Source organism: Salinimonas iocasae (assembly GCF_006228385.1).
Lineage (GTDB): Bacteria > Pseudomonadota > Gammaproteobacteria > Enterobacterales > Alteromonadaceae > Alteromonas > Alteromonas iocasae.
In genome coordinates, this window is record NZ_CP039852.1 from 470,040 (window position 1) to 482,984 (window position 12,945).

Consider the following 12,945-nt stretch of genomic DNA (forward strand, 5'->3'; position numbering starts at 1 on the left):
TCGCTAGTTAGCGAAGAACTTCCAGGTTATCAATCAGGCGCGTGGTGCCAAGATAAGCAGCTGCCAGGATAACCAGGTGGTTATCATCGCTGGCTGCGGCCTGTAGCGTCTCACCGTTTCGTATCTCAACATAATCAGGTTTAAACCCGCACTGAGAAAGCTTTTCAACGGCAGACTTGGATAACTGCATCAGATTCTTGTCACCCTGACGAATGCTTTCTGCAACGTCCTGCATCGTCTTATACAGCAATGGCGCCAACTTGCGCTGCTCGTCATTCAGGTAGCCGTTTCGCGAACTTAATGCTAGGCCGTCGGTCGCTCGTTGTGTCGGCACACCCTGAATATCGATATCCATCGACAGGTCTTGTGCCATAAGCCGAATAACCTGCAACTGCTGATAATCTTTCTCGCCAAAAAATGCAGAATCTGGCTGTACCATATTAAATAGTTTGCATACCACCGTTGCGACACCGCGAAAGTGCCCCGGGCGGCTGGCACCGCAAATAATCGAAGAGATACCCGGTACTTCGACAAAAGTTTGCTGCTCAAGACCGCGAGGATACATCTCTTCGACGGTAGGCAAAAACAGCAGGTCAGCACCCTGTGCAGAAAGCTTCTTTTTATCTTCCTCAAGCGTACGCGGGTAAGTCGCCAGGTCTTCATTCTGGCCGAACTGCAGAGGGTTTACAAAAATTGAGGCAATGACTACATCACAGGTTTCTACCGTTTTTTTTACCAGTTCAAGATGGCCTTCGTGCAGATTGCCCATGGTTGGTACAAAACCAACTCGCTTACCCTGATCCCGCCATTGGCGACGAAGCGTCCGCAATGCTTTTATAGATTCAACCGTTTGCATGATTTACTCGAAACTGTGGTCGTCAGAAGGAAACGCACCGCTATGCACTTCATCAATGTAGCTATTGACTGCTTTGCGCAAATCACCGGTTTCCGCCAGATAATTTTTAGAAAATTTAGGCATGTAATTGGCACTGACCCCCAGCATATCGTGCATTACCAGTATTTGCCCGTCAGTGTGCTTACCAGCGCCAATGCCGATGACCGGTATGGATAATTTGTCAGTAATGGTTTTAGCCAGTGATGTGGGCACGCATTCTAACACCAGTAGTTGAATGCCTGCTTTTTCAAGTGCCAGCGCGTCATCAATAATTTGCTGTGCCTGCTCACTTTGGCGCCCCTGTACCTTGAAGCCACCAAACACATGAACAGACTGAGGCGTAAGGCCGATGTGCCCGCACACCGGAACGCTACGCTGAACAAGGCCACGAATCGTATCACAAAGCCATGCACCCCCTTCAAGCTTGACCATACTGGCGCCTGCTGCCATAAGTGAAGCAGCGTTATCGTAGGCTCTTTCCGGGGTGGCGTAAGACATAAAGGGCATGTCTGCCAGTACAAACGCTCGTTGTACTCCGCGCCTGACTGCCTGTGTATGATAGGCGATGTCATCGACAGTAACATTAAGTGTGTCATCCTGCCCAAGCAACACCATTCCCAATGAATCACCGATAAGAAGCGCATCAATCTGTTCATCATCAAACAGCTTGGCAAAGCTCGCATCATAAGCGGTAAGTGCAGTAATTTTCTCACCGGCGTGCTTCTTTTTGAGCAGTCCGGAGACAGTAACTTTTTTCATAAAGAGAACTGACAGTTGCGAAAGTAGAAAGGCGAACTATACGGATTTTATTGCTGAATGGAAGTCCTGAGGCGGCGTAGTCCATCCAGATTACATCTGGAGACCCAGGCTGCCAAAGGCTGGCCGTCTGGCATAACCATACCGGGGGCAATTTCAAAAAGGGGAACAAGAACAAACTCTCTGTCGCCCATGCCGTAATGCGGAATAGTCAGCTCTTCACTTTGTAATTCCTGATTGCCGAATATCAGAATATCCAAATCCAGAGTACGGGGCCCCCAGCGTTCACCCTGACGAACACGCCCGTGCTGATTCTCTATGTCCTGTAAGGCGTGCAATAAAGTCAAAGGTGCCAGCGATGTTTCTACAAGAACGACAGCGTTGACAAAATCTGGCTGATCCTGGGGCCCCATGGGGCTGCTTGCGTAAAACGAGGAGGGCTTTAATACCCGCGTCTCATCGAGTTCATTGATAGCCTCGATGGCCGAATTAAGCAGCGCATCAGAGTCACCCTGGTTACTGCCAAGGCCTATGTAGCAATGCTCTTTATGCATCGTTGCTGCCTTTTGCTTTAGGCGCTCTACGACGGCGAGGTTTGCCTTTGCCACCTTCTTTTTTACGTAACGCCGACAGCATACGTTTTTGCTGTCCGTTGTCAGCGGACTGAAACTCCGTCCACCAGTCGGCCAGTTCAAGTAAATCCCCGCCTTCAACCTGACCACGTACTAGCAGAAAATCATAGCCAGCCCGGAATTTCGGATGGGACAGCATCTGAAAAGCGCGACGGCCGAAGCGGCGGGGCAGACGCTGCTGCAGAATCCAGATATCACGAATAACCGTTGAAAACCGCTTGGGTATCATAATGCGTTGTGTCTGGCGGTGAATCACATCACCTGCAGCAATATTAAACGCATCATGGTTGTTTAGTCCGGCCTCGGTCTGCACTTTCTGGGCATGTTCTTCAAGTGGGTACCATAACAGCGCGGCGTAAAGGAAAGCCGGCGTTACCCGTTGATTGTTATTGATGCGATCGTCAGTGTTTGCCAGCACCCGCAAAATAAACTCAAGTTCTTTGCTGCTGTCATCTTTAATTAATGGTGTTAACTGAGGAAATAAGGCATCTAGGAGGCCATACTCTCTTAATTTCAAAAAGGTGTCTTTACCCTGACCAGACAAAAACAATTTCAGTGTTTCTTCAAACAGGCGGGCAGGGGGAATGTTATTTAACAAGCCCGACAGAGATTTAATCGGTGCGGCTGTCTGCGCCTCAATTACCATATTGAGCTTTACGGCAAACCGCACTGCTCTGAGCATCCGTACCGGGTCTTCGCGAAAGCGGACTTCCGGGTCACCGATCAAAGCGACTTCACCTTTTTGTATTGCCTCGCGACCATTGGCAAAGTCGGTTACTGTGAAATCAGCCACATTGTAATACATCGCATTAAATGTGAAATCCCGACGCTCAGCATCTTCCTCGATGCTGCCAAATACATTGTCTCTGAGCAGTTGCCCGTGCTCACTGGCTTTACCCAGCTTCTGATTGTCGGTGTCACTGTGATGACCGCGGAAGGTTGCCACTTCAATAATGTCGCGGCCAAAAACGATATGAGCGAGGCGGAAACGGCGGCCTATCAGCCGGCAGTTCTTGAATAACCCTTTGATTTGCTCAGGGGTTGCATTGGTTACCACATCAAAGTCTTTGGGAATAATACCCAGCATTAAATCGCGGACGCAACCACCAACCAGATAGGATTCAAACCCTGCATTGTTTAAACGGTACAATACTTTTAAGGCATTATCGGAGATATCTTCCCGCGAAATACCATGTTCCCCACGAGGGATGACATACCCTTTCACGGATGACTCAGTATCGTCTGACTTTTTAAATACCCGTTTTACGGAATCAAACACACGCGTAATAATAATGAACTCTCCGAACTGCTAACTCTGGCTATAATAAGTGGATTCGCTTTTATCGACAATCACTTCACGGGTTTTAGGAAGTAAATCGCAATCCCAGTGGTCTATTGCCCAGCGTATTATTTTATCACAATTATGAGAGAGCAGGGCAGGTGGCACCGGCATATTCAAAAATTTTAAAGCCTGTATCAGGTTTTCACTTGCACGACTGCTATCCAGTCCGGTGGCCTTGTTTTGTTTACTAAGCTTGTAACCCGGCTCGGTAGCAGCGATCGGAATATGCGCATAACAGGGGGCAGGCTTTTCAAGTAAGGCGTAGAGACTTAAGTGTGCAGCAGTTGTTTCAAGTAAATCACTGCCTCGGACAACATGGGTAACATGTTGGAAAATATCATCTGCCACTACTGCCAGATTGTAGGCAAACAGCCCGTCTTTGCGCTGAAGGATGAAATCTTCAGTGGCATGGCCGGCTGGTATAGTTTGACGACCTAATACTCTGTCATTGAATTCGGTTACCGGATTGTCCATTTTCAGTCGAACAGACGCCGCGGGTCGCTCAGCGTCGTCTAAGCGATAATTGGCGCTACGACAGGTTCCCGGGTAAACACCCCCGTTATCACGAATCATTTTTCGGGTGCAGGTACACAAATAAGCCCGATGCGTAGCGAACAAATCGTTAATGATTACCTGATAAGCCTCAGCCCGGGCAGACTGATAAATGACCTCACCATCCCATTTGAGGCCATGTGCGTGCAAAGAATCGAGGATCCACTTGTCGGCATCAGGTACGCTTCGTGGGATATCAACATCTTCAATACGAACACGCCACACACCATTATTGGATCGGGCATCAAGAAAACTTGCCAGCGCGGCCAGCAGCGAGCCAAAGTGCATTGGACCAGAAGGGGAGGGGGCGAATCGGCCTGTATAAACCGAAGAGGGTAACGCAGTCATAAATTACTGATATGCACTTTATAAAATGCAACGCACGAACACGGAACAGTCACAGCTGCTGTTCCATGACGTGCAGAAAAAACAGTCGGCAGATTATCCCTGCATCTGTTTTTCTTTGATTTCTGCCATTGTTTTACAGTCAACACACAGATCAGCAGTAGGACGCGCTTCCAGGCGGCGAATACCAATCTCGATGCCACACTGATCGCAGAAACCGAAATCGTCTTCTTCGATACGCATCAGCGTTTTTTCAATCTTTTTGATCAGCTTACGTTCACGGTCACGTGTGCGTAATTCAAGGCTGAACTCTTCTTCCTGCGCTGCCCGGTCTACCGGGTCAGGAAAATTAGCCGCTTCATCTTTCATGTGCGTAACAGTTCTGTCAACTTCCTGGCGAAGCTGGTCACGCCATGCTTTCAACAGCAAACGAAAATGTTCCGTTTGCGGCTCATTCATGTATTCTTCATCAGGCTTAGGCTGGTACGGCTGCAGCCCGGCTAATGCTAAAAGTCCTAACGATTTCTGTTCTTTTCCTGTTGGCATGTGCCACATCTCCTACACTACGACATCCAAAATGTCCCGGATAACCGATTATCTATAGCAAAATAAGCGATAAGGGGCAATGTATGATGCCAAAGTAAGCTTTGCCTTGGTGTATCGGCACAGAACGCTACACCACGAAATTGATGTCCTGACAGACATACGAAAGCTAAAATTAAGGCGCAAATATGGCGTCGTGACAGAAAAAATCAACCTATTTTTCAAACTATCACAGGGAGTGATTGATTTATCTCCACTTTTTGTTGATTTATCAGGCACCCGAACGCCACAATCTTTACACCTTTTCGGTGCGCTTCATTTACGGCTTCTGCGTACTGTGGATCAATGTGGGATGCAATACTGACACTTTTTATGCCGGTGTGTTGTACACAGAAAGCCAGTGTAGTGGGAATGCCCCGTTCAGCCAGTGTGGCCAGCTCCAGACAGTGACGCTTGCCCCGCGTCGTCACTGCATCAGGAAAGTAACCGGCTCCGTCTTCATTTAATGTGACAGACTTCACTTCCATGTACTCTGTTTTACCAGAACGCTGAAATGCGAAGTCGAAACGGGACGATGCGCCGGGCGGCGTTACCTCTCTTTTTACCTCTTCAACCTGATTAAATGCATCCAGGGACTTGTTATTTAGTGCTTCCGCTACCAGCTTATTGGCATTGTGCGTATTTATGCCGATGAAGTTTTGATTGAAATCCTGTGCCAGCTCCCACGTATACGGTAGCTTGCGCTTCGGATTATCCGACTGGCTTAGCCAGACGGTGAAGCCCGGCTCAGCACACCCGGTCATTGCGCCGGTATTCGGACAATGAGCGGTAATAGTTTCGCCATCGGGTAAGGTAACATCGGCCAGAAACCGTTTATAACGACGTATAAGCGTTCCGCGAAGTAAAGACGTAGTGAACTGCATAAGGTTGTTGTTTAGACATTTTCTCTAGTGTAACAAGCGATAAAGGAATTGTGATGACAGATTTTCAGGTATCTCTTTCTACAGATGCGGCGGCTCAGCAATGGGGCGACAAAGCGCCGCTAAGCATGCATGAAAACGGTGCAGTAATTCACATCGGTGATGCCAGCGATGTCAGTGCCACGATCGGCCAGGCGGCCAGAACAATTGATACCCTTAACATCAAGCGTGTAGCGCTTACCGGTAACTGGGATTTTGAGCAGCAGTGGGCGTTTGCAATGAGTTACACCCGCGCCCGCGACGCTGGTCAGATTACCTGGGCAGATAATGATGACAAATCCAGACTGGAGCAACATTATCAGGCGATGCGCTTTACCCGTAAGCTGGTAAACGATACGCCGGAGGATTTATCACCCGAGAATCTGGCAACCCGCGCTGCAGATTGGATCAAGGATTTAGGTGGCGACAAAGTCTCTGTCGATATGATTGTGGGTGAAGATCTGCAAAAAGCTGGCTGGACAGGTATTTACAATGTCGGACGCGGCAGTGAACGTCCACCGGTTATGCTCGAGGTAGATTACAATCCCACAGGAAATCCTGATGCGCAGGTAGATGCTGTGCTGGTAGGTAAAGGTATCACTTTTGACAGTGGTGGTTATTCTATCAAATCCAGTGAGGGGATGCTGGATATGAAATGCGATATGGGTGGTGCTGCCACCGTAACCGGCGCATTAGGCCTTGGTATTATGCAGGGTCTGCAAAAGCGTGTGAAACTACTGCTTTGCTGTGCAGAAAACCTGATAAGCGGGCATGCATACAAACTGGGTGACGTGCTGACCTACAAAAATGGTGAGACGGTAGAAATTGTTAATACGGATGCTGAAGGACGTCTTGTCCTGGCTGACGGCCTGATTCGCGCAGAAGAAACCGGCGCACCGCTAATCATTGATGCGGCCACACTTACTGGTGCGGCAATGGTTGCGATGGGTAAAGATTATCACGCTGTATTCAGTATGGATGACGATGCTCGCGACAAAATGCTGGCCAGCGCTAAAGCTGAAAACGAGCGTTTCTGGCCACTACCTCTTGAGCCGTTCCACAAGTCACGCTGCCCGTCCTCTTTTGCCAGTACAGCAAACAGTACATCACAAAAAGGTGGCGGCGCCGGCGGTGCATCTAATGCAGCCGGGTTTCTTTCCCGTTTTGTAAATCCGCAGGGCAAAGGATGGGTGCATCTGGACCTGGCGGCAGCTTATCATGGTAGTGCTTCAGCACAGATGCCAGTGGGCGCTACGGCGAAGGGAATCAGAAGTATCGCACGCATGCTGGCCGATTTTTAAGCAGGCAAAGCCCTTAAATCAGGGTTCTGTACATAATAAAGAAAAAGGCGCATCAGCGCCTTTTTTGTATCTGTAGCTGTGTGATCTCGTTTTTGTTATTGATACAGCAGTGCGTAATCAATCAGATAATCTCTACAATCCGCCGAGGCGTTCAGCCAAAGATTTGTAACTTTCTACCTGGCTTCTCTCAAACAGCGGCCGGCCCTGCTCGTCCTTATCTTTAGCTGTGAGTAAGCTTTCGCGCTCCAACCGTTCCACACGACTTTCCTGCACCCCTAAAAACGCTGCGACCTCTTCTACATTCATTAACGACATTGGTAATACCCTTTTATTAGAGATAGTAAAAGTTAAGCGTAAATGAGACAATTTGCTAGATTAATTAGCCGTTTTTTAAGAAATTGCCCGGAAAACCTGACAATGGTTACATTCTGGCTTTTGTAGAGGAGAGTACATTACATGGATACCTGGTCTGCCGCGGTCATGCTGTTCCTAATCATGGATCCTCTGGGCAATTTGCCGGTGTTCATGTCTGTGCTAAAAACCATTGAGCCCAAGCGCAGACGGTTCATCCTCGTGCGCGAGCTGTTACTGGCATTATTCATTCTGTTTGTCTTTTTATTCAGCGGCCAGGCTGTGCTCGACTTTTTAAATGTTCAGCAGGAAACGGTCAGTATCGCTGGTGGCATTATTCTTTTTCTTATTGCGCTGAAGATGATATTTCCTCAGTCGGGAAATCCGCTTGGGCTGGCCGTGGGCGAAGAGCCTTTTCTGGTTCCGCTGGCAATTCCCATGATAGCCGGGCCTTCTACGCTGGCTGCGCTAATTTTACTTTCAAATCAAAACCCTGACCGCATGGTGGACTGGTCGCTGGCGCTCGGTGCTGCCTGGTCCATCAGTGCAATCATTCTTTTGTTTTCTGGTCTCTTCCATCGTGTGTTAGGAGAGCGCGGCTTGACAGCAATGGAAAGATTAATGGGCATGATTTTGGTAATGATCGCGATTCAGATGTTCTTAGATGGAATCGGTCAGTACTTTACACATACATCAGGAATGCTTTAAATGGCTCAGACAAAGCTGAATACATTTGGACGGGTACGTACCCTGGAAGGCTGGAAAGCCATTGCGTTTAGTGCCGCTTTACTTGAACGCATGCTGCCTAATTATCAATTATTTTGTGAAACTACCGGTTACGACGACGAAGGTGCCTGTCGTCATTGTCTGGACCTGATATGGGAATCGCTGCGCAGTCCGAAAAGCCGTATCAATTTCGGTTTGCAACTGGACAAGGTGGAAGAAGCTACGCCAGACACCCAGCAATATGACTTTTACGGCGTGTATCCGGCGATTGATGCTGCCGTCGCGCTGGCTGCCACTGTTAATCTGATTATCGGGCAGGATGAACAGGGCGCTGTGGTAGTGAGTAAGCTATCGCAAGGATCCGTTGAAGCGTATCTGCTATTAACGGGCGAGGCTACCGATGAAACAGTCAAACGTCATCCTTTGATGACGTTTGAAATTGACGTTCAGCAAGAGCTTTTGGATATACTCAGCGATTGTCGGCAAAACGCGGACACAGCAAAGAAACTACGTGAACTTGCGCTTGAGGCTGGTATTTCGAATATCGGGCTGGAGCTTTAGGTCGGTAGCACTTCAATCAGCAGATACTGCAACCCGGAAGACTGCTTATGCTTTGTAACCTGCCAGTGACCGGGTAGCTCAGGCAGAGGCGCGTCAGGCTCCTGCTCAAGGTAGATAACACTACCTGCACAGACCAGATTATTTTGCTGAATAAGTGCCAGTGTTGGTTTAACCAAATCAAACTTAAACGGCGGGTCGACAAAAACAATATCAAATGGCCCGGACTGCTCGCCCAATAGTGCCAGCGCATCACCCTGAAGCACCTTTCCATTAGCATTAAGGGTTGCGAGGTTACTCTCTAACTGACGCGCCGCTTCTTTGTCTTTTTCAAAAAACAAACAACATGCTGCATAGCGGGATAAGGCTTCAATCCCCAGCCCTCCGCTACCTGCGAATACATCCAGGCAACGGGCATCAGTTGTTTGATGCATTAACCAGTTAAACAGCGTTTCTTTGTTTCTGTCGGTTGTAGGACGTAGGCCCAGGGCGTCAGAAACAGGCAATTTACGCCCGCGCCACTGCCCGCCAATGACCCGAACCTGCCCGGTTGACGGCCTGCCTGAATGAGATTTTTTACGCACTCGCTTCATACGTACTGAGGATGCTATCATACCGGTTATTACTGGCTGGCAAGTGTAGCCGAATTTATATCGAATTAATAAGGGTTTGTCCGCGCAATGTCGAAACTTTTTGGCTGGTTCCGTAAGAACAAGCAACAAGATAAAAAAACTGAAAAACAGCAGTCTGAACAACCGAGTGATGCTAAGCGCTCTTCTGAAGAACAGGTGGACAGCCCTGAGCGGGACAGTAGCCCGGAGCGGGATAGCAGCCCTGAGCGGGATAGCAGCCCTGAGCGCGAAAGCGCTGCTGAGGCCGGCGATGCGGCAAAGCACGTCACCGCACCTGACCTTGAGCAAAGCCCTGAGAATATTCTGGCCACTGATAGTGAAGCATTCACCGGCGATTCAGAAAGCGCGGAGAATAGTACAGCCACGCACGGTGAAACGCCGAGCGAAAAGCTACCAGAAACAGCTTTTGAGCAGCCCGGAACAGATGCTGAATCAGATCAGCTGGATGATTCACAGCACGAACAGCCAGCTTCTTCTGATGAGAAGGAAAACGCTGAACGTGAAGAATTGGTTGAGACGCCGGCGTCTGAGTCACACACTGCAGAGCCAGAGCCAGAGCCAGAGCCAGAGCCAGAGCCAGAGCCAGAGCCAGAGCCAGAGCCAGAGCCAGAGCCAGAGCCAGAGCCAGAGCCAGAGCCAGAGCCAGAGCCAGAGCCAGAGCCAGAGCCAGTAAAAGAGCCCGCCCCCAAAGAGAAGCCTAAGAAACTGTCTTTGTTTGCGCGCCTCAAAGAGAGCCTGTCGCGTACCCGGGTCAACCTGGGCAGTGGCTTTGTCAGTCTGTTTAAAGGCAAGGCGATTGATGATGACCTGTACGAAGAGCTGGAAACACAACTGCTAATCGCAGATGTTGGTATGAATACCACTCAAACTATCATCGATAAGCTCACCGACAGTGCTAAGCGCTCGCAACTCAAAGATGCAGAAGCGTTGCTGGATATTCTCAAAGAGCAGATGCGAGGCATGCTACATGAAGTGCAGGCACCGCTGAGTGAAAAGATGGCAGCGCATGACCCCAGTCAGGGACCGTTCGTTATTTTGATGGTTGGTGTAAATGGGGTGGGGAAAACCACGACTATCGGTAAACTTGCCAAACAGTTTCAGCAGGATGGCAAACGGGTCATGCTGGCTGCAGGCGATACATTCCGGGCCGCCGCTGTTGAGCAGCTTCAGGTCTGGGGTGAGCGTAATTCAATACCCGTAATTGCGCAGCCTACCGGCTCAGACAGTGCTTCTGTACTCTATGATGCGCTGGAGGCCGCTAAGTCTCGTAAAATGGATGTGCTTATTGCCGACACTGCTGGTCGCCTTCAGAACAAAAATAATTTGATGGAAGAGCTGAAGAAAGTAGTCAGGGTGATGAAAAAGCTTAACCCTGAGGCGCCGCATGAGGTCATGCTGACATTAGATGCGGGGACTGGCCAGAATGCAGTTAGCCAGGCAAAACTGTTTAATGAAGCCGTAGGCCTGACAGGATTAACACTGACTAAACTTGACGGCACCGCCAAAGGTGGTGTCATATTCTCTATTGCCGACCAGTTTAAAATTCCGATCCGTTATATCGGTGTCGGGGAAGGCATTGATGATTTGCGTACGTTTAACGGCGATGAGTTTATTGACGCGCTGTTCAGTGAGGCTGAAGGCCGCGAGTAACCCTGATTTATGCCTGTAGGGTGAGGACAATACATGATTAAATTTGAACAGGTTAGTAAAACCTACCCGGGTGGGCAGCGTGCTTTAAGCAAAGTAAACTTTCACATCGCACCCGGCGAAATGTCATTTCTGACCGGCCACTCCGGGGCAGGCAAAAGTACCCTGTTAAAATTAATCAGTATTATGGAGCGCCCGACGGTAGGCAGAGTGCTTATCAACGGGCATGATTTGAATGTCATAAAGCGCCGGCAGATAGCGTATATTCGGCGCGATATCGGCATGATATTCCAAAGCCATCAGCTGCTGATGGATAAGTCAGTATTTGATAATGTGGCGTTGCCATTGATTATCGAAGGCTATACGCATAAAGAGACAACCCGGCGTGTCCATGCGGCTCTGGATATGGTTGGCTTGCGCAATAAAGCTAAAGACCTGCCGATTATGCTCTCTGGTGGTGAACAACAACGTGTAGGTATAGCCCGCGCGGTCGTCAATAAACCCCCGTTACTACTAGCCGATGAGCCTACCGGTAACCTGGATCCGAAGCTGTCGATGGAAATCGTCAGGTTGTTTGAGGATTTCAATCAGGCTGGCGTATCCGTGCTTATCGCAACCCACGACCTGGGCCTCATAGCCAGAATGCGCTACCGAACGCTGACCCTTAAAGACGGTCGCATGATCACTGACGGGCTGAACGATGAGCCAGAGGAGCTTTACTCATGAGCCTGTTATTTAAGGGCCGGCCTCAGGGCGCCAGTGATTCGCGGGTTGGCATAGTGCAGACCATATTGATGGTATGTGTGGCGCACGTTCGCCAGGGCCTCTCCTCATTAGGCGAGCTCTGGCGCCAGCCAGCTGCATCAATAATGACAGTTGCCGTTTTGGGGCTGAGCATTACACTTCCCAGTACCCTCTACATACTGGTAAAAAATACCGAGAAAATCAGTGCAGGCTGGGAACAGGCCTCTGAAATTTCGCTCTTCCTAAAACAAGGCACTAATGCCGCCAGTTCACAGCAACTGCTGACCCGCCTGAAAACCTGGCCTGAAATAGAAAGTGTTACCTATATTCCGGCCGATGATGCGCTTAAAGAGTTCCAGCAGTTGTCCGGCCTTGGTGATGCGATGGCCTACCTGGAAGCGAATCCGTTGCCAGATGTAGTACTGGTTACCCCGGCTGAAAAATTTGTAACCCCCGCTGCTGCACAGCGACTGCTGGAGAAGCTTAAGAAGCAAAGGGAAGTGGATGTGGGTAAACTGGATATAGAGTGGCTGGAGCGGCTCTACGGTTTATTGGATATAGCCAGAGAACTGGTAACGCTGATTGGTGGACTACTGTTTATTTCGGTGGTACTGATCATCGGCAATACCATCCGCCTGAACATACTTAATAAAAAGGATGAAATTCTGGTGATGAAGCTGGTGGGCGCCACCGACGCATTTATTCATCGTCCATTTCTATACACAGGTTTTTGGTACGGCTTATTGGGCGGTCTTATCGCCTGGATGGCTGTAATTATCATTCTTTGGTGGATGGACAGCAGTATTCAGGCTTTCGCCTCGCTGTATCAAAAAGAGTTCAATATTACCGGGCTGACCGGTACCGCTTTGTTTACAATGCTTGGCCTCTCGGTTGCGCTGGGATTAGTGGGTTCACTGATTTCAGTGCAGCGGCACGTAAGAGAAATAGAGCCTAAGTAAACT

At 49.2% G+C, this 12,945-nt stretch carries 15 protein-coding genes; 6 read left to right on the plus strand and 9 right to left on the minus strand.

Annotation, left to right across the window (positions count from 1 at the left end; all coding sequences use genetic code 11):
- Positions 1-7: 7 nt before the first annotated feature.
- The 7 genes from panC to sfsA form a co-directional block, all read right to left on the minus strand.
- The gene (gene panC / locus FBQ74_RS01995) at positions 8-856 is read right to left on the minus strand and encodes a pantoate--beta-alanine ligase (protein WP_139755081.1); all 849 of its coding nucleotides are present in this window, start codon (positions 854-856) and stop codon (positions 8-10) included.
- Positions 857-859: 3 nt separating this feature from the next.
- Positions 860-1,654 carry a 3-methyl-2-oxobutanoate hydroxymethyltransferase gene (gene panB, locus FBQ74_RS02000; protein ID WP_139755082.1) on the minus strand — a complete coding sequence of 265 codons (795 nt, stop codon included), beginning with the start codon at positions 1,652-1,654 and terminating at the stop codon, positions 860-862.
- Between the two features lie 47 nt (positions 1,655-1,701).
- Positions 1,702-2,205, minus strand: coding sequence for a 2-amino-4-hydroxy-6-hydroxymethyldihydropteridine diphosphokinase (gene folK / locus FBQ74_RS02005; RefSeq protein WP_139755083.1), 504 nt, complete (start codon positions 2,203-2,205; stop codon positions 1,702-1,704).
- Entirely contained in the window at positions 2,198-3,493 is a 1,296-nt protein-coding gene (pcnB, locus tag FBQ74_RS02010; RefSeq protein ID WP_139757854.1) for a polynucleotide adenylyltransferase PcnB, read from the minus strand. The genes folK and pcnB overlap by 8 nt, the downstream gene beginning before the upstream one ends.
- A 99-nt stretch (positions 3,494-3,592) precedes the next feature.
- Positions 3,593-4,525, minus strand: a complete 933-nt coding sequence (gene gluQRS / locus FBQ74_RS02015; RefSeq protein ID WP_139755084.1) for a tRNA glutamyl-Q(34) synthetase GluQRS — start codon at positions 4,523-4,525, stop codon at positions 3,593-3,595.
- 93 nt (positions 4,526-4,618) lie between these two features.
- On the minus strand, positions 4,619-5,068 hold the full coding sequence (gene dksA / locus FBQ74_RS02020) for an RNA polymerase-binding protein DksA (RefSeq protein ID WP_139755085.1): 450 nt from the start codon (positions 5,066-5,068) through the stop codon (positions 4,619-4,621).
- Between the two features lie 218 nt (positions 5,069-5,286).
- Positions 5,287-5,988, minus strand: coding sequence for a DNA/RNA nuclease SfsA (sfsA, locus tag FBQ74_RS02025; RefSeq protein ID WP_139755086.1), 702 nt, complete (start codon positions 5,986-5,988; stop codon positions 5,287-5,289).
- Between the two features lie 53 nt (positions 5,989-6,041).
- Between sfsA and pepB the strand changes: the two genes are divergently transcribed.
- On the plus strand, positions 6,042-7,325 hold the full coding sequence (gene pepB, locus FBQ74_RS02030) for an aminopeptidase PepB (protein ID WP_139755087.1): 1,284 nt from the start codon (positions 6,042-6,044) through the stop codon (positions 7,323-7,325).
- Positions 7,326-7,457: 132 nt separating this feature from the next.
- On the opposite strand, the gene FBQ74_RS02035 is transcribed toward pepB, so the two are convergent.
- A complete protein-coding gene (locus FBQ74_RS02035; RefSeq protein WP_139755088.1) occupies positions 7,458-7,640 on the minus strand; it encodes a helix-turn-helix domain-containing protein in 183 nt (60 codons plus the stop codon).
- A 141-nt stretch (positions 7,641-7,781) separates the two neighbouring features.
- On the opposite strand from FBQ74_RS02035, the gene FBQ74_RS02040 reads away from it, so the two are divergent.
- Both FBQ74_RS02040 and FBQ74_RS02045 read left to right on the plus strand, forming a co-directional pair.
- Complete coding sequence (locus FBQ74_RS02040; protein ID WP_139755089.1) at positions 7,782-8,384, plus strand: YhgN family NAAT transporter; 603 nt, start codon at positions 7,782-7,784, stop codon at positions 8,382-8,384.
- On the plus strand, positions 8,385-8,963 hold the full coding sequence (locus tag FBQ74_RS02045) for a YjaG family protein (protein ID WP_139755090.1): 579 nt from the start codon (positions 8,385-8,387) through the stop codon (positions 8,961-8,963). It begins immediately after the preceding gene.
- On the opposite strand, the gene rsmD is transcribed toward FBQ74_RS02045, so the two are convergent.
- Positions 8,960-9,553 (minus strand): 16S rRNA (guanine(966)-N(2))-methyltransferase RsmD, encoded by a 594-nt coding sequence (gene rsmD, locus FBQ74_RS02050; RefSeq protein WP_408641349.1) that lies wholly within the window; start codon positions 9,551-9,553, stop codon positions 8,960-8,962. The two genes, FBQ74_RS02045 and rsmD, sit on opposite strands and share 4 nt — an antisense overlap.
- An 87-nt stretch (positions 9,554-9,640) precedes the next feature.
- Between rsmD and ftsY the strand changes: the two genes are divergently transcribed.
- Genes ftsY through ftsX form a run of 3 tightly spaced genes read left to right on the plus strand, consistent with a single transcriptional unit; the run spans position 9,641 to position 12,942 of the window.
- Positions 9,641-11,242, plus strand: coding sequence for a signal recognition particle-docking protein FtsY (gene ftsY / locus FBQ74_RS02055; protein WP_139755092.1), 1,602 nt, complete (start codon positions 9,641-9,643; stop codon positions 11,240-11,242).
- A 33-nt stretch (positions 11,243-11,275) separates the two neighbouring features.
- Positions 11,276-11,965 carry a cell division ATP-binding protein FtsE gene (gene ftsE / locus FBQ74_RS02060; RefSeq protein WP_139755093.1) on the plus strand — a complete coding sequence of 230 codons (690 nt, stop codon included), beginning with the start codon at positions 11,276-11,278 and terminating at the stop codon, positions 11,963-11,965.
- The gene (gene ftsX, locus FBQ74_RS02065; RefSeq protein WP_139755094.1) at positions 11,962-12,942 is read left to right on the plus strand and encodes a permease-like cell division protein FtsX; all 981 of its coding nucleotides are present in this window, start codon (positions 11,962-11,964) and stop codon (positions 12,940-12,942) included. The genes ftsE and ftsX overlap by 4 nt, the downstream gene beginning before the upstream one ends.
- Positions 12,943-12,945: the final 3 nt, after the last annotated feature.

What these genes read in the sequence shown, in the direction of transcription:
- panC (WP_139755081.1), bottom strand. Translation starts at nt 856, where the DNA reads ATGCAAACGGTTGAATCTATAAAAGCATTGCGGACGCTTCGTCGCCAA.
- panB (WP_139755082.1), bottom strand. Translation starts at nt 1,654, where the DNA reads ATGAAAAAAGTTACTGTCTCCGGACTGCTCAAAAAGAAGCACGCCGGT.
- folK (WP_139755083.1), bottom strand. Translation starts at nt 2,205, where the DNA reads ATGCATAAAGAGCATTGCTACATAGGCCTTGGCAGTAACCAGGGTGAC.
- gluQRS (WP_139755084.1), bottom strand. Translation starts at nt 4,525, where the DNA reads ATGACTGCGTTACCCTCTTCGGTTTATACAGGCCGATTCGCCCCCTCC.
- dksA (WP_139755085.1), bottom strand. Translation starts at nt 5,068, where the DNA reads ATGCCAACAGGAAAAGAACAGAAATCGTTAGGACTTTTAGCATTAGCC.
- sfsA (WP_139755086.1), bottom strand. Translation starts at nt 5,988, where the DNA reads ATGCAGTTCACTACGTCTTTACTTCGCGGAACGCTTATACGTCGTTAT.
- pepB (WP_139755087.1), top strand. Translation starts at nt 6,042, where the DNA reads ATGACAGATTTTCAGGTATCTCTTTCTACAGATGCGGCGGCTCAGCAA.
- FBQ74_RS02035 (WP_139755088.1), bottom strand. Translation starts at nt 7,640, where the DNA reads ATGTCGTTAATGAATGTAGAAGAGGTCGCAGCGTTTTTAGGGGTGCAG.
- FBQ74_RS02040 (WP_139755089.1), top strand. Translation starts at nt 7,782, where the DNA reads ATGGATACCTGGTCTGCCGCGGTCATGCTGTTCCTAATCATGGATCCT.
- FBQ74_RS02045 (WP_139755090.1), top strand. Translation starts at nt 8,385, where the DNA reads ATGGCTCAGACAAAGCTGAATACATTTGGACGGGTACGTACCCTGGAA.
- rsmD (WP_408641349.1), bottom strand. Translation starts at nt 9,553, where the DNA reads ATGAAGCGAGTGCGTAAAAAATCTCATTCAGGCAGGCCGTCAACCGGG.
- ftsY (WP_139755092.1), top strand. Translation starts at nt 9,641, where the DNA reads ATGTCGAAACTTTTTGGCTGGTTCCGTAAGAACAAGCAACAAGATAAA.
- ftsE (WP_139755093.1), top strand. Translation starts at nt 11,276, where the DNA reads ATGATTAAATTTGAACAGGTTAGTAAAACCTACCCGGGTGGGCAGCGT.
- ftsX (WP_139755094.1), top strand. Translation starts at nt 11,962, where the DNA reads ATGAGCCTGTTATTTAAGGGCCGGCCTCAGGGCGCCAGTGATTCGCGG.